13 protein-coding genes are annotated in these 16561 nt (G+C 45.6%); 7 read left to right on the top strand and 6 right to left on the bottom strand.

Annotated features, from left to right (window positions below; genetic code table 11):
• Positions 1-253 precede the first annotated feature (253 nt).
• The 3 genes from DLM76_RS19500 to DLM76_RS19510 are packed head-to-tail and all read left to right on the top strand — an operon-like array spanning position 254 to position 3125.
• Positions 254-775, top strand: coding sequence for an RNA polymerase sigma factor (locus tag DLM76_RS19500; RefSeq protein WP_118966281.1), 522 nt, complete (start codon positions 254-256; stop codon positions 773-775).
• A gap of 2 nt (positions 776-777) precedes the next feature.
• On the top strand, positions 778-2142 hold the full coding sequence (locus DLM76_RS19505) for an anti-sigma factor family protein (protein WP_118966282.1): 1365 nt from the start codon (positions 778-780) through the stop codon (positions 2140-2142).
• 14 nt (positions 2143-2156) lie between these two features.
• The gene (locus DLM76_RS19510) at positions 2157-3125 is read left to right on the top strand and encodes a hypothetical protein (protein ID WP_118966283.1); all 969 of its coding nucleotides are present in this window, start codon (positions 2157-2159) and stop codon (positions 3123-3125) included.
• A 97-nt stretch (positions 3126-3222) separates the two neighbouring features.
• Here the strand turns inward: DLM76_RS19510 and dinB are convergent, their stop codons facing one another.
• The 3 genes from dinB to ompL47 all read right to left on the bottom strand — a co-directional run bounded on the left by dinB (position 3223) and on the right by ompL47 (position 6276).
• Positions 3223-4311 carry a DNA polymerase IV gene (dinB, locus tag DLM76_RS19515; protein ID WP_118966284.1) on the bottom strand — a complete coding sequence of 363 codons (1089 nt, stop codon included), beginning with the start codon at positions 4309-4311 and terminating at the stop codon, positions 3223-3225.
• A gap of 25 nt (positions 4312-4336) precedes the next feature.
• Positions 4337-5092, bottom strand: a complete 756-nt coding sequence (locus DLM76_RS19520) for a ComF family protein (RefSeq protein ID WP_118966285.1) — start codon at positions 5090-5092, stop codon at positions 4337-4339.
• 89 nt (positions 5093-5181) lie between these two features.
• Positions 5182-6276, bottom strand: coding sequence for a multi-beta-barrel domain surface protein OmpL47 (gene ompL47, locus DLM76_RS19525; protein ID WP_118957502.1), 1095 nt, complete (start codon positions 6274-6276; stop codon positions 5182-5184).
• Positions 6277-6361: 85 nt separating this feature from the next.
• Here ompL47 and DLM76_RS19530 point away from each other — a divergent pair, with 85 nt between their 5' ends.
• Positions 6362-7039: a flagellar filament outer layer protein FlaA gene (locus DLM76_RS19530; RefSeq protein ID WP_118957503.1), complete on the top strand. Its 678-nt coding sequence runs from the start codon at positions 6362-6364 to the stop codon at positions 7037-7039.
• A gap of 104 nt (positions 7040-7143) precedes the next feature.
• On the opposite strand, the gene DLM76_RS19535 is transcribed toward DLM76_RS19530, so the two are convergent.
• The gene (locus DLM76_RS19535) at positions 7144-9495 is read right to left on the bottom strand and encodes a PAS domain-containing sensor histidine kinase (RefSeq protein ID WP_118957584.1); all 2352 of its coding nucleotides are present in this window, start codon (positions 9493-9495) and stop codon (positions 7144-7146) included.
• 591 nt (positions 9496-10086) lie between these two features.
• Here DLM76_RS19535 and DLM76_RS19545 point away from each other — a divergent pair.
• Positions 10087-13533, top strand: coding sequence for a PAS domain-containing hybrid sensor histidine kinase/response regulator (locus DLM76_RS19545; protein ID WP_241548314.1), 3447 nt, complete (start codon positions 10087-10089; stop codon positions 13531-13533).
• Between the two features lie 9 nt (positions 13534-13542).
• Here DLM76_RS19545 and DLM76_RS19550 read toward each other — a convergent pair whose 3' ends face one another.
• Positions 13543-14058 (bottom strand): MarR family winged helix-turn-helix transcriptional regulator, encoded by a 516-nt coding sequence (locus DLM76_RS19550; protein ID WP_118966288.1) that lies wholly within the window; start codon positions 14056-14058, stop codon positions 13543-13545.
• Positions 14059-14075: 17 nt separating this feature from the next.
• Complete coding sequence (locus tag DLM76_RS19555) at positions 14076-14612, bottom strand: acyl-CoA thioesterase (RefSeq protein ID WP_118957507.1); 537 nt, start codon at positions 14610-14612, stop codon at positions 14076-14078.
• Positions 14613-14931: 319 nt separating this feature from the next.
• Between DLM76_RS19555 and DLM76_RS19560 the strand changes: the two genes are divergently transcribed.
• Positions 14932-15660 (top strand): DNA alkylation repair protein, encoded by a 729-nt coding sequence (locus DLM76_RS19560; protein ID WP_118966289.1) that lies wholly within the window; start codon positions 14932-14934, stop codon positions 15658-15660.
• The gene (locus tag DLM76_RS19565; RefSeq protein WP_118966290.1) at positions 15638-16540 is read left to right on the top strand and encodes an SPL family radical SAM protein; all 903 of its coding nucleotides are present in this window, start codon (positions 15638-15640) and stop codon (positions 16538-16540) included. The genes DLM76_RS19560 and DLM76_RS19565 overlap by 23 nt, the downstream gene beginning before the upstream one ends.
• Positions 16541-16561: the final 21 nt, after the last annotated feature.

A 16561-nucleotide genomic window follows, 5' to 3' on the forward strand; every position in this document is an offset into this window, starting at 1 on the left:
TTCTGTGTTCTTATTTTAAAATCTCAATGAAAATCGATGTCATATTCAATATGCAAATTATAAAATATTTCATTTTGCAATATCAAAATGCCACAGAAAAGAATCTCTTCTTCTCAAAAGATAAAGTAGGGGATTCCGAAAAAATTATACCTCGATCTAAATCGTATTCTATTTCCATCATGCAAAAAATGAAATCATCCTCGGTCGATTTCCGATCGGCGCCGCGTTTCTTATTTGTATCCAACGGGTTAAAATGAAGTTAAGTCAAGATCACGATTTTTCCCTGTTTTATCGAAACTACAAGGATTCCATCTATAAGGTAATTCGATTTCTCGCTTCGGATCCGGAAGAAGTGGAAGACATCGCTCAAGAAGTTTTTTTGAATCTCTACAAAGCATTTCCTAACTTCACTCCCGAAAGAGGAAGTTTTTATACTTGGGCCGCTACGATCGCAAAAAATACGTATTTCACCTATCGAAAAAAACGGAAGAAAGATCTGTTATTACAGGGAGAAGGACCGATCGAGACCTTTCAGGTGGAAGACGACTTTATCCGAAACGTCGAAGCGAAAATCGTAGAGGAAGAATTGAGAGAGATCATCTCTTCGCTTCCCGAGCCCGAAAAAAGCATTATTTTGTTAAAAGAAATCAACAACTTCACTTTGGAGAAAACATCACAGGCGTTAAACATTTCAACGAGAACCGTCAGCAGAAAACTGTTAAAAGCGTTGGATCTGCTCAGAGAAGAATTAGAAAGAAGAAAAGTGGCTTTGTAATTATGGAAAGAAAAGATCTACACGAAGAATTCGAAGAACTGATGTCTTTATTTCTCTTCGGCGAAACGACCCAAGAGGAAAATCGGAAATTAAACGAAATCATCGCTCTCGATCCGGAGCTAAAACGAAGATACGAAAACTACGTTCGAACGCAAGCCGGTTTAAAAGAACATAAACTCGGACTCGAAAAGCTTCTGTTCGAAACCCCGAAACAATCCGGTAAAACAAGGCTCCTTCAGGCAAATTATAGAAATCCGTTTTTAGCCGCGGCCGCGATGGTCTTTCTAACGGTTTCTCTGACTTTGATTTTCAGAGCAAAAACGACACAATCTTCCGAAACGATCCCGATGGAAGTCGCGGGAAACTGCGATCGAGAAAAACTTCTTTCCGATTGGATTCAAACGGATCAAAATTCGTTCTGCGACGTAAAGATCGACGGAACGGATGGAAAGATTCATTTCCGAATCTTTCCGAACTCGAAGGTTCGAGTTTTAAATCTGGCAAAAACCATCGAAGAAAGTAAAACGGAAGGATATAAACTTTCCCTGTTTTTGCAAAAAGGAAATCTTTTGTTAAACGAAGTCCTTTCCAATCCGCGGGGAAAGACGACTCTCTACATCGACGGAACCTCGATCCGATTGACCGGAACCAAGGTGTGGATTCAAAACGAAGAAGGACGAGCCAAGATCGACGTTTGGGACGGAGCTGCGGAAATTCGTTCGGGAGTTCGATATCTACTCCCCTTCCTGCTCGATGCGCGCTTGGAAACATCCATTCGGGAATCGGAAACAGGGATGCTCGAAAATGGAAATGATCCGAAATTAAAACCGCCTCCCGAGGAAATATGGAAAGACGTTTTGCAAACGACGGTTTCCAACGCTTCTTTGGAAACCGATTCGCTCTCGTTTCCGAACGATTCTTCCGAAGATTCTCTTTTCATATTAGAACAAACGAATATTGATCCGCGGAAGACTTCTTCTCTTTTGAAAAAGATCCAAACGAAACTCAAAACGAATCTATCCGCTAAGACACCGTCCGCCCTCAGCGAGGAACGCATTCAAAATTTGGAACGTTTTTCGGAGCGATCGGAAAATTCAAAGTCCTTCAACACCGAACTTCCACCGAAAATCGAAAAGGAATCGAAAACATTCTCGATTTCTAAAGTTCCAGCGTCGACCGAACGGCAACCCGAAGCCAAAAAAGAAGAACCCGCTCAACCCGTGCGCTTAGGAAACAAAACGATTCGACTCAAGGACGGGACGGAACTCAAAGGAAACGTAACGCAATACGGGGACAAATACGTCGTCGAAACCGAAGGCAGAAAACAAACCGTCTCATCCAAAGAAGTAGAGTCGATCTCGTTTTGAAAAATTCGGAGCAAATGCAGATTAAGAATTCCATCGCAAGAATTACGGCTCTTTTTCCGGGCCTCTGTTGTCTTTATCTATCGTTGCTCGCGGGAAACATCGAAGCGGATACGATTCTTTTGAAGGACGGAAGAGCGTTGGAAAACGTAAAAACTTCCCTACGAGAGGATCACGTCTTAGTGGAGGACGAAACCGGTAAAACGGAAAAATTCGATTTGAAGGCGGTCGAAAAAATTCTCGTTGCCGAAGTCAAAAAATCCGAACCTCCACAATCGAAGGAAGAACTTAAGGATATTAAAAAATTCTACTTTTCCATCGGATTTTCCGAATGGAATGCGAAGGTTACGGACAAACCCGGAGTGAGCCGAGGTTACAATCTCTTCGATTTTTTCACTACAGTCATAAATATCGACCCCTACTTTGAAAAAAAATACACGGTCGACGTCCGAACGATTTCCGTTTCGGGAGAATATCGCAAAACCAAAAACCTCGGATTTTCTCTCGGTTTGGAACAAAGCTCGTTTTCCTTTCCGGATCGAAGTCTGCCTCCGTTTCTCGGCATTCTTTCGAGCGCCAATCTCAATTCTTTGCCGGAATATCAAGACCTTGCGGGACTTGCAAATATCGGATTTTGGATCGATCCGCATTTCGGCGATTTCAAACGGGATCGGCAAGCAGGCAGTCCGTTTCGAATTGAAACGCTTTCCCTTTTACCGAGCGTAAAATACTACGTTCCCATTTCCGATTCTTTGTTTTGGTTTGTACAAACCGGTTTCGGAATCGGAAAAAGTTATCAAAGCGGAATTTATTCCGGTTCGATTCTACAAACGGTTTTATTTGCGGGAACCGGGTTGCAATGGGAATCCGATTCTTATTTTTTGAATGCGAACGTTCAATACAGACAAACGGAATTGAACGCCTCCGCCCGTTCGTATCGGTTCAGCGAACCCGCCTTTGCGGTCAACGTCGGATTCAAACTCTGAACGACACAATCGAAACCTTTTGATACACGAACGGCAAATGCAAGCAATCGAAACGATCTTCGGTCGTTCCGAACTGAATCATTCGAAATTTAGAATATTATAATCCTGGAAATAAACTCGGTTCTTCTTCGGCTGCGCTCGGATGAGAAAGACTGATCCCCAAAAGACGAATCGCCTTGATCGCGGTTTGTCTTCCGTCCTTGATTTCGAAAAATTCCTCGAAAAGTTCCGACGCGACCGCAAAGAGTTCGTCCGCGTTATAAATCGCTTCGGGTAAGGTTTTGGATCTTGTTTTTAAACTGAAGTCGTGAAATTTGATCTTTAAGGTTAAAGTCCTTCCGGAAAAATCCCTTTTTTTCAATCTTCGCTCCACTTCGACGGAGACTTGTTTCAACTGATAGAGTAAATCCTCCTTATCGACTCGATCCAACTCGAACGTATTTTCGGCTCCGAGAGATTTTCTTTCGCGGGAAGACTGAACTTCACGATCGTCTTCTCCTCTGGAAATCTTATAATAGTAGATTCCCATCTTTCCAAAGTGGCGGATAAGTTCGTCTATGTTTCTTTCACGCAGATCTTTCCCCGTGCGGATTCCGAGTTCTTCCATCTTTTGAGCCGTGACTTTCCCCACTCCGTGAAAACTCGCAACCGGAAGCGGATCGATAAACGAAATCACCTCTTCGGGCCGAACGACCAAAAGTCCGTTCGGTTTGTTTTTTTCGGAAGCGAGTTTTGCGATAAACTTGGAATTTCCGACTCCGGCGGAGGCGGTCAGGTTGGTGCGTTTCAAAATTTCGGCTCGAATTTCCTTTGCGATCGTAACCGCAAACGGTATATTCTTTTTATTGAATGTAACGTCCAGATATCCTTCGTCGAGGGAAAGCATCTCCACACGATCCGTGTATTCCAAAAAGATTTCGCGGATCTGCCTCGAAACTTCCTTATACACTTCAAAACGCGGAAATACGAAGATGGCTTGGGGTGCGAGTTGCGCCGCTCGCGAACTGGGCATCGCCGATCGAACTCCGAATTTTCTCGCCTCATACGATGCGGCAGCGACGACGGATCTGCTTGTGGGAGGTCCGCCTACGATCAAAGGTTTCCCCTTGTATTCCGGGAAATCCCTTTGTTCTACGGAAGCATAAAACGCATCCATATCCACATGAATGATTTTGCGCGGCTCCATACGATTTCGGTCAGACTACAAACAGCTAAACATTTGTAATGTCTTTTTTCAAGGGCCCAACCTTTCCTTCCGTTCGGATCAAAGTCAGAATTCGGACGGCGCTCGCTCCGTTGGCAATCAGAATTCTCGCGATTTCATTTGCGGACGCACCCGTCGTAAAGACGTCGTCGATCACGAGATAGTCTCCGTTCAACTTCCCCTTATACTCTTCTTTGATTCGAAATGCAAGCCTTGCGTGAATAAAACGATCCGCAAAACTTTTGCCGGCTTGTTTTTCCAAACTGATCTTCTCGATCGGTTCGATTCGAGGGATGGAAAGAATTTTCCCGATTCTTCCGATCGCAAAGTCGCAGGATTCGAAACTTCTCTTTTTGTTCGGGGAATACCATTTCGTCTTTGTCGAAGGCATTGCTACAAGCCCGGTAAAGTTTATATTCTTCCAGGATCGCAGTTCTTTTTTTAATCCGAGGCAGAGATAAACGGAAAGAAGATAGGCGGACCTCAATTTGATCGAGTTGATCGCCTTTGCCAAAAAGGGAGTTCGGTCGTGCAGAAATTTCAATTCCTCAAAGAACACGTTCCTCGAAAAACAGAAGGCGCATTCTCCGTTTGTCAAAGGTTCTTTACAAATTTTGCATAGACTTTGTCGATCGCTCGGAAGCGTTGCCTGTTCTCGGTGACAAGATTTACAGATTCCGATCTTTGAGGAAAAGAAATCGTATCTCCCGCAAAACTCGCAGCAAACGGGAAGAAGAAAATCCAAGATGAAAAACCGATTCATACCCGTTGCGGTTCCGCAACTCGTCGCGAGGGAATAAAAAAAGCCCGGAAGATCCGGGCTTTTTCAAATTCGTTAGAATATTGAAATTCTTACTTTTTAGGAGTGGATGGTTTTGTAGGAGCGGGCGCTGGAGCCGGTGCGGGAGCAGCGGACTCAGCAGGTTTGCTTCCGTTGGATCCGGCTTCCACCTTACGAATTTGAGTTGTCGGAGGATTTACGTCCACCGAAAAGCTAACTCGTTTCGTTTCGCTTTCGTTTCCTACGTTATCGATCGCTTTCGCTTCGATCGTGTGTTCGCCTTGAGCGTCGATCGTAATCGGTTCCGCGTAAGGAACGAAGTCGGGAGCGTTATCCACTTTGATCAGAATTCTTTTGATTCCGGATTGTCCGTCCACGGCTTTGATCGTGAAAGAGTTTCCTTTTCTGGAATACGTTTTTCCGTCGATGATTACCAGAGGAGTGTTTCCTTGAATTTCCACTTCGGGTTTTACGTCGTCCAAAGTCACAACGAGAATCGCTTCGGAAGAAGAGTTTCCTGAGTTGTCCACCGCGGAATACTTAATCAGATTCACACCCGCTTTTTCCAATTTGATCGGCTGATTGTCGTATGGTCTCAAATCTCCGCCGTTGATGGAATATTTTACTTCCTTCACTCCGGAAAGAGCGTCGGTTGCGGTAATGGTATACGTTACGTTTTTAGATCCGAAGTTGTATCCTTCGAGATTGTAAAGAATTTCGCTCGGAGCGATCTTCACGGTCGGAGCGGTGTTGTCCACGACGACTACGAGAGCCTTAGCAGGTTCTTTGTTTCCCGCTTTGTCGACCGCTCTGTAAGTAAGACGGTTTACGCCTTCTTTGAGAATGGTGATCGGAGAAGTATATTTCGCATAGTCGGCTTCGCCGATTTTGTATTCGATATAATCCACCGTGCTGGAATCGTCTTTTGCGGAAATTTCAAAAGAGCTTTTGGAGTTCACATAAAGATCTGCGTTCTTTACTTCGTCTCCTTGAGACGTCCCACCGGAGTTCTTAGCGGTTGTAGTCGCAGGCGCGGAGCTTCCGGATTGTCCTTGTGTATTTGCTTGAGGCGCGGAGCCTTCGTCCAGATCTTCCTGGGCAATGAGCGCCACGGACATGGACATTAAAAAAGCGATTGCGAGTCTTACGAGAGAAGAACCCTTCATTTTGCACTCCTGTGATTCGATAAATTAGTTTTTTGACGATATTCGGATAGTGGAAACCTTTGGAAGGAGCGTGTCAACCGATTCTATGAAAAAAAAATCCTCCTCTCGCGTTCCTTGGACCCGGAAACAAAATCTTATGTTAGTCGCGACACTTCTTTTGATCCGATTGTCCTTTCCCTTGCACGCGGAAGAAAAATCTTCGGCGGAAATTTGGAAACAAGTTGTGGTGGAAGATTTTGAAACGAAGGAATGGAGTTCCAAGAATCTGAAGACCCGTCTTCCCGCGGAATATTTTCCGGACATACGAACTTCTTCCCTTTTGTTGAGCCCCGAAAGAAATTCTTCCCAAAGTCTTCTCTTGGAAGTTCCCGCGGAAAAAAATCAATCCTTCGAAATTCTTTGGGAGCAATCCTGGAAGACGAAAGGATTCGTTCAGGAATTTCAATTTCATATCTACTCTTCCGGTTCGGGCGCTTCTCTTTATATTCTTCTGCGCGATTCTACTTTAGAAGTTAAGAAAATTCTAATCACTCATCTCAGCTTTGAAGGTTGGAAAAAGATCCGGCTCAACGTGATCCGAAAGATCAGACAGGACGATATCGTTTTTACGAAACAGAATCCGGTCGAATTCTTAGGTTTGCTGTACGAGGCGCCTTTCGAAATGAAACGAGGTACGAGGGATTTGTTTGCGATCGACGACATTCTCGCGATCGTTCGCGACAAGAATCGAATGTTTCAAGGCGATAAGACCTTGATTAAGTAGAAGACGATTCCTCGTTCGCACTGTAAAAAGAATTCGGCCGTCACGTTTCGGAGCCGCGCATTCAATATAGAATTTCGGTTCGTAAGAATTCTTCTTTGCTGCGATCAAGAAATCGGCAGACGGACAAAGAACGTAGTTCCCGAAGAAGAAGTCTCGAAACGGATCGTTCCTCCGTGCGTTTCGATGATTCGACTCGCGATGTCCAAACCGAGTCCCGATCCTTCCCCCGGAGCCTTGGTCGTAAAGAAAGGTTCGAAAATTCTTTCCTGAACCGCCGCCGGAATTCCGGGGCCCGTATCCGCTACGGAGACTTCCACTTCGTTGGCTCCTTTGCGCGCGATTCCGATCGTCAAACTTCCCTTAAAAGACATCGCTTGAGCGGCGTTATAAACCAGATTCGTCCAGACGTGAATCAGGTCGTCCGCATAACCTTGAATAGGCGGGACGTCCTCGTATTCCCTATGAATCTCCACTCCCACTTTGAGTTGATTCTGATAGATCGTAAGAACCGTTTCTATGCTTTCCGCTAATACGACCGAGGTTTTGACTCCTTCACCGCTCCAGTGCGTGAACTTTCGGAGCGCATAAACGACCTTGGAAGTACGATTCACGGACATATCGATCAACTTCGAACTCTGAGCGGCTTGGATTTCCTCGATGGCAAAGTGCAGGAGGGTTTGCGCGTTCTTGTCCGAAAAGAGGTTCGGAAATTCTTCGGGAGAATTCTCCAATCCGGATTCCACCAAATCCTGAGCGGAAGAATGCGGATTATCGAATCCTTTCGTTTTGAGTTTGATTTCCAATTCCTTGATTTTGGCCCGCGCCTCTTTCGGAGAAACGATCTCCCGATCCTCTTTTCCCTTTTTCAGAAAAAGATAGAGTTCGTTTAACACCGATTTGTTTAAGTCCCGGAGAATTCCCGAAACACGGGTCATTCGATCCGTGGAACGCTCGAAATAATTCTGGATCGAATCGTTTGCCGCCTTGATGACTCCGATCGGATTGTTGATCTCGTGCGCGATCCCGGCGACTAACTGTCCTAAGGCGGCCATCTTCTCCGAGATGATCAATTGGTTCTGAGTCTTTTTCAAGTCCCGGAGAATTCCTTCGAGTTCCTGTTTTTGTTTTTCGATCAGTTCGTTTTGATCCGAGATTTCCCGGTTCAATCTTCGAAGAGATTCCGCTTCCTTCTTTTCCGAAAGGTCTTTTACGAGATTGATCGCGCAGAGTTTTCCGTTGATCTCCGCGAACGCGCTGTAACATTCGGAATGAACGACCTTGCCGTTCTTTCCTTGAAGAATCACTTCCTCGTCGACGACGATCCCTTGCCGAATCATCTTCTCCAGATATTTTCTGCGTTCGTTCGGATCGGGCCACACCTTTAATTCCAAACTCGTCTTGCCGATCACTTCCTCTCTCGTATAACCGAAGAGTTTCAAAAAGCTATCGTTGACTTCGAGATACTTGCCTTCGTCCGCGGTGGAGATCGAAGTCGCGATCGGGCTCAGAGTGAATACTTTCGAATAGATTTCCTGCGTGGGCCGAAGAGCTTCTTCCGCGAGATGTTTTTCCGTGATGTCCTGCGCCGTTCCGAATCCTACTATCGAATCCCGGAACCTCGCCTTCACCGCTAAAAAACGCGGTTCTCCGTCCCTTCTTCGAATCTGAAAAATGAACTCCGCGGTATAGTCCGGATTCTCCCTCTGTTTTAAACTTTCGGAAAGAATGGAAAGAATTTTGGTCTTCTCCTCTTCGTTCGCGACATACGTATTCAGATAAACGGAAAGAGGAATCGTCTTGGATTCTTTCGCGTCTTCGTAACCCAAAAGATATTGATATTCCTTCGTGAGCGTGAGTTCGAGAGTTTTCGTGTTCAAACTCCATCCACCAAATTTCGCATAACGTTGAATTTCGGAAAGCTCCGATTTGACGGTAGTAAATCCGGATAACGTATATTTCATCAGAACGGCGATGAGGATGAACGCGGAAATTTCTCCGAGCAAGACGGACCACGGACCGGAAGCGGTTTCAACCGGTTTCAGAGTTCCGGTTTGCATGAGATAAGTAACGGTGGTTCCGATCGCTACGGTTAAGAACGTATAAAAGTACGCGGCTCTGATTCCTAACAAGAGCGCGGAGATCAGAATCAAAATCAGACAAATAGGAAAGACGACCGTTTGAGACGCGCCTTCTCTTAACATTATGGTGAACGCGGCAGCCCATTCGATTGCGACCAAGACGTGGGAGGCCAGGAGAATTCTTCCTGTTTTTGCAATCAGGTGCGTAACAATGACCGCGATCGAAAAAAGAAACGGCGCGACGTAAAAGGCCTTCGGTTTTTCGGCAAAAATCGGATGTAAAATCCGATAACTCAACGCTACCGCCAAACAGGTCAGCATGATCCCGTACATGAGCCGCACGGAAAAATCCTTTTCCGTGTCCGAAAAAACCGGAATCTTCAAAAAGTTAGGTATTTTAAAACGCATTCTGTTGGCTTAAATCGGGCTCCTATTTGATTCACGGCGTCGGGATTGCAAAGCCTGATTTGAAATAAAAATTATTTTTTTCCGGACCGTTTTAGCGGCACACATCCCTTCGAGTTCGGCCGCGTCGATCGGTCAGACTCCGGTCTCGAAAAAGTAAATTCGATTTTTTGAATATTCTTCGTTTCGGTTCGCGGATATAATTCCGAATTCCCTTCCGCCCTCGCTTTCAATACCTTGTTTAAGAATCGAAGCCCTGATTGTAAGACGGAATTCTTCTTTGTTTTCCCCGGAACGAACCTTCTTTATTTTGACATAAAAACAACAAAAGGGCCAAAAGAAACGGTTCGGACGGGTTCCCATGATATTTTACTCGTCATTCGTTCCAGCCTTGAAACGCGATTTCAGGACATTTTGAATTTTAATTTGACTTGGATTTTTTTTTATCAATTTATTGAGTCCTTCATTCTAGATAAGAACATCTTGAATTCGGCGCCTATGTCATCCCTTTTGGAACAAGAACTTTACCAATGGATCCGTGCAGATCTCGATGTCTTTCGATTCATGCAAAACCGTGCGATCGAAGGACTTTGGATTTTCAATTTGGAATCTCCGGGTGACGTTTGGTACAATCCGAAATTTCTTTCCACGATGGGTTTCCATCAATCAGAAATCGAAGAATGGAAAAACCACCGAGTCTTGATTCCCGACGCAACCGTCCAAAGATTCCGAACATTCGCGGAGAAGTCGATAAACGGCGGAACTGCGGAAGAAGATGCCGTTCTTTCCTTCGACGCAAAAGACGGGATCAGAAATTTCAATTCCCATCTAAAACTCATTCTGAACGAGAATGGAATTCCGATTCGATTGTTAGGTGGAATCGCATCCGCCCATCGCAATTCCGACAAAAACGGCCTTCCCTCGGGTCCGTTAGAAAATCCTCTCAGCGAGATCCTTAACAGTCTTCCCTCTTTGATCGCATACTGGGATAAGGATCTGATCAATCGGTTTTCAAACGAAGCGTATTATCATTGGTTCGGAATCAAACCTCGGGACTTACTCGGAAAAACGTTAAAGGACCTTCTCGGGGAAAAACTATATTCGGAAAATATTCCGTATATCGAAGGCGCATTGCGCGGCGAAGAACAGAGATTTGAACGAAAGATCTTTATGCCCGACGGTAAATCGTATAAGGATACTCTTGCGCACTATATACCGAACGTACAAAACGGAACCCGCAACGGTTTTTACGTAATCGTAAACGATATAACCCCGATCAAAGAAACGACCGAACTTCTTCGCAAGAGCGACATTGAATTGAATACGTTATTCGAAGCGCTTCCGGTCGGCGTGACGTTGATCGACAAAAACAATAATATCGTCAAAATCAATCCGATGCTCGAAAAGATTCTCGATCTTAGCAAAGAAGAACTTAAGAACGGTCTTCATAAAAATAGAACGTACGTAAACGCGGACGGACGTCCCTTGGCAACCAAAGACCTGCCGAGTCAACGCGCAAAACAGGAGAGAACAATCGTAAAAGATACCGTTGGAATCATCAGAGAAGACGGTTCGACAATCTGGACTAAAGTAACTGCGCTTCCCGTGGATCTACCCGATTATTCGGTGATGGTGATCACCCATGATATTACGGAAAGCAAGAATTTCGAAAGCGAGTTGATTCAGGCGAAGGCGCTTCTCGAACAAACGAGCAAACTCGTACGGATCGGAGCGTGGGACGCGGACTTGACGACCGGATTCGGAACTTGGTCGATGGTGACCAAAGAAATGCACGAGGTCGAACCGGATTACATCCCCTCGATTCAAACCGGTCTTCAATTCATAAAAGAAGGAGAAAGCCGGAACAAGGTCACCGAAGCCGTCAATCGGCTCGTTCACGACGGAACTCCATACGACATCGAAATGCAGCTCGTGACGGCAAAGGGCAACGAACTCTGGGTTCGTTCCGTGGCGAACGCGGAATTCGAAAACGGCGTCTGTAAACGAATCTACGGCGCGTTATACGACATCGATCAACGCAAGAAAATGGAGATAGAACTTTTCAAGGAACGATCCAGACTTCTCGCGTTTGTGGAGCACGCGCCGGCCGCCGTAGCCATGTTCGACACGGAAATCAAATACATTGCCGTCAGCGAACGGTGGTTAGTCGAATATCATCTCCGGGGAAAGTCGATCATAGGATTATCGCACTACGAAGTGTTTCCGAACATATCCGAAGAATGGAAGGCGATTCACCAGCGGTGTTTAAAAGGTGAAATTCTGAAAAACGAAGAGGACGTATGGAGACCGGCGGGTTGGGACCACGATCAATATCTGCGCTGGGAAGTACGGCCTTGGTATCAACTCGACGGGTCCGTGGGCGGGATTATGATGTTTACGCAGGACATCACGGAAAGTTGTCTTCAAAGAGAAGAATTAAAACGATCCAAAGCGATCGCGGAACGCGCCAACGTAGCCAAGTCGGAATTTCTGGCGAACATGAGCCACGAGATCCGGACTCCTCTCAACGGAATCATAGGTTTTTCGGATCTTCTACTGAGAACTCCTTTGGATTCGACCCAACATCAATATATGAGCACGGTTTTCCAATCGGCAAACTCCCTGCTCGAGATCATCAACGATATATTAGATTTTTCTAAAATTGAAGCCGGAAAACTCGAACTCGCCTATGTGCCCACCGACATTCTCGAACTGGGAAGTCAGATCATCAACATGATCAAATTCCAGGCGCATAAAAAGGATCTGGAGGTTCTGGTCAACATTTCTCCTTCGGTACCGAAGCTCGTCAGTGCGGATAGCGTTCGTTTGAAACAGATCATCGTAAATCTGATCGGTAATGCCGTGAAATTCACGGAAGAAGGCGAGATAGAATTCAAAATAGAAACGATGGAACGAACGTCCGAAAATCTCGTCGTTCTTCGGTTCTCGGTAAGAGATACCGGAATCGGAATCGCTCCCGAAAATCGAAAGCGTATCTTCGACGCGTTCTCTCAGGAAGACGCCTCGACTACAAGAAGATTCGGCGGAACAGGCCTCGGACTTACGATTTCCAGTCAGCTTCTCTCGATGATGGGAAGCAAACTTTATCTTGAAAGCGAATTAGGAAAAGGGAGCACATTCTATTTCGATCTTAACGCGGAAGTAATCGCAAATCAAATGGAAGAATGGCCCAAAACCGAATCCATCCGAAACCTGCTCGTCGTGGACGACAACGACAACAACAGAAAAATTCTCGAAGATATGTTACAATTACGGAATATACCTTGCGAATGCGTGAAGTCAGGAACCGAAGTGATCGAAAGGTTATCGACCGGAAAACGATATGATATAATTCTAATGGACTATCATATGCCTTTTATGGACGGATTAGAAACGGCGCAGATCGTCCGCGAAAAATTGAGGATTTCGCCCGAAGAACAGCCGATCGTGCTACTCAGCAGCGCTTCCGACGATTCCGACACCATCGAAGAATCTCAAAAGAGCGGAATTCAAGAAGTCATCACCAAGCCGATTTATATTCGGCAGCTTTACGATTTGCTGGGAAGAAGTCAAATTCTTCAGAAACCGAGCGTAACCGCGAAGCCGAACGAAAAAGGAGAACAAACGCCTTCCCTTCAAAAACTGGCGAAGATCCTGATCGCGGAAGACAATCCGGTCAATATGCTGCTAACCAAAAGCATCGTAGCGAGAATTCTCCCTTCCGCCAAGATTATAGAAGCGAAGAACGGACTGGAAGCCGTGGAACAAAATCTGCGTTGGATTCCGGATCTCGTTTTTATGGACATCCAAATGCCGGACTTAAACGGATACGAGGCGACAAAAGCGATCCGCGGATTGGAAATGGGAAGAAGAGTCCCGATTATCGCGCTTACCGCGGGAATCGTTACCGGAGAACGGGAGAAATGTATCGAAGCGGGAATGGACGATTACGTCAGTAAACCGGCCGTTCAAGCCGATTTCACGAAGGTGATTTTAAAGTGGCTTGCGTAACGAAAGGATTCAACCTTTCTGATTTTCGAATATTCTTTTTTTTGCAACCGTTCTAAGACCCTTGATGAGCGTCTTCCATTCGGGAATCCCCAAATTGGACACGACCTGGTCGTGCGCTTCCTTCCAAATCGGGTATGCAAGCCGAAGAGCATCCCAACCCGCGGCGGTCAACGCCACTTTACGCGCTCGCTTGTTGTCCGAAGGAATGTCCTCCACATACCCCAAATTTTCCAGAGGTTCGAGATTACGAAGCAAAGTCGTTCGATCCATCACGAGGAGTTCGGCCATAGGAGCCAGTTCCATTCCGTCCGTTGTGCCTAACGTCATGAGAATATTAAAACGAGGAGAAGTCAGACCGACTTGGTCCAAAACGTGATCGAAGTATTGCGCGATGGCTCGGGATGCCCGTTTCAAGTTGAAGTTCAAACACCCCAAGCCTACGGTCAGCAATTCTTCCCTTGTTGGATTGGAAGATTCCCCTTCGGAATTCTTTTTTGCAACCCTTTGTTCCGATTTTCTGACCATAACGACCTCTGAATCTTTTAAGCGGGGATCGCTTCCACCCCAGGAGCCATTGTACGTCTCATCTCCCGAACGCGCTCGTCAAAATTTCCGTTTTCAAGCCCGGAATCGCGATAAAGAACCGAATCGAAAAACAGGGAAAGTTCTTCTCCGTGACGAACCGGCCTTCCCCGTTTCAAGTCGATAAACGCGAAGTCGATCCAAGCCATCGCCTTGAGTTTTTTACCGGCGGTGTCATACATTAGATCTTCGTTGCGAATGGTCCCGTCGCTTTTTGCGGTCAAACGAGTTACGATTCTTACCAGATCGTTTTGTTTAGCCGGTTCCAGATAGGCCGTCTGCGCGCGGGTCACTACCCAAGACTTTCCTTCTCTCGAAGCGTGTTCGAACAGATCGAAATCGTAAAAGTCTCTGAGATGATCGTCCCTCGCCTCCATGAAATAATCCATATAACGCGCGTTGTTCAAATGACCGAAGGGATCGCAATCCTGAAAGCGAATCCGATAAAGACCGGAGGGAGAAAATTCCAGCTCCTTTTTTTCCAGCACGGAAAGCATAAACGCCTCCTTTGTTTTAGTGTGTATTTACATACATGTCAATACACATGTGCAACTACACATTTAATTCTCCAAATTGTCAAACGCTTTTTTGAGGAAATTTTACGGTTTAAAACGTTTATCCAAGAACAAAAACTTCGGCGGAAACTGCGCCGGTTCGCTTCGAATCGTTTCTTCCAAGAAGGGCAAACCCTTTTTGTGCGGATCGGTTTGTCGGAACAATTGAATGCGGTTAAAAATAAGAATGGACTTAAAGAATATTGACAGTCAACCAAGCCGCGGCTTATAAATCTTCGTATTTCAAGATCGTTTTCATTCGATGAATTCCATTACTTCCAAAAAAGAAATCAAAGCCTTACTCGACCGCAGTTTCGAATCTTCAAAAGGGAAAACGAATGCGCTCGCCGAAGAAATCTTGTCCGAACTTTTAACCAAAAAGATCAAATTTCCTTTGTTGGAATTCGCCGCGAAAGAACTTCACGGAAGAATCGCCGATAAAGAGCAGATCGCCTTTCTCGATCGGATCATCGCTCGAAAAACGATGGGAGGAAACGTGATCGCTGGAATGATGCTTCAGCTTCGTTCCGAAAAATACTTCCGACCTTCCTGGAAGAAGGCGGTGGAATATATGATCTTCGGAGACGAATGGTATGTCTGCGATATCATCGGGGAAAGAGTCATGGGTCATTCTCTCTTGAAGAATCCGGAAGAGTCCTTACCGACGTTGAAAAAACTTCTGAATCACGAGAACGCTTGGGTCGTTCGTTCCGTCGGAGTCGCCTCTCATTACGCCGTGAAAAAAGGTCTCGCTAAAAAATACGTAGAAGAAACGTTTCAACTTCTCTTAACAAAAGCGGACACGAAAGATTTTCATACCAAAAAAGGAATCGGATGGGCGATCAAAACGATCGCAAAATTTCATCCGGACATCGTTCGCAAATTCGAATCCAGATTGAAAGCGGACGAAACGATCTCTTCTTTCGTTAAGACGAAAATCCAAATCGGTTTGAGCCGATCCTCCAAATATGCCTCGAAGTATTCGGATTAAAACGATCCTGAATAAAACCAAGAGAAGAGATCCTTGGTTTTTGGACGAATACACGATCAATCCGTACAGCGGATGTTCCTTTCGTTGTTTGTATTGTTATATCGGCGGAAGCAAATACGGTTTGAACACCGAGGATAAACTTTCCGTTAAGGAGAATGCGGCCGAAGTTTTGGATCGTCAGCTTTGGAATCGAGCCAAGAAGAATCAATACGGGATCATCGTATTGTCCTCTGCGACCGATCCGTATCTGCAAACCGAAAAAGAACTCGGACTCACTCGGGAACTACTTCGGATTATTTTAAAACATCGATTCCCGGTTCATATTCTCACGAAATCGGACTTGGTTCTACGGGATCTGGATCTGCTCTTTGAAATCGAAAAAGCCGCGATCCTTCCTATCGACCTGCGCGATCGACTTCCCGCGAAATCGTTTCTTACGTTCTCCTTTTCCACGTTAGACGACATTGTTGCGAGAATTTTCGAACCGGGCGCGACGACGCCAAGCCTGCGTCTTTCCGCATTGAAAGAAACCCTGAAACAGGGATTTTACAGCGGAGTTAGTTTGATGCCTTTGCTTCCGCACATCAGCGATACGGGCGAGAATTTGGAATTTCTTTTTCGAACGTTTCGAGACGCGGGAATTCGTTATCTCTTCCCGGCAACCTTAACCTTGTTCGGAGGACAGGATTCTTCCGATAGCAAGGCTTTGGTGTTTCAGGCTCTCGAACGGCATTATCCTCTTCTCGTCGAAAAATATTCGAGATTCTTTGCAAACGGTAGCGAAATGCCGGCTCATTATCGAAACGCACTTCGCATTAAAACGAAGGAACTCTGCGACCGATTCGGTTTACAAAGAGGAATTCTCCCTTTTGATTCTTGACGAAAGTTCGGATTCGGATCC

It is taken from the genome of Leptospira yasudae, from assembly GCF_003545925.1.
In the GTDB taxonomy this organism is placed as follows: Bacteria; Spirochaetota; Leptospiria; order Leptospirales; family Leptospiraceae; genus Leptospira; species Leptospira yasudae.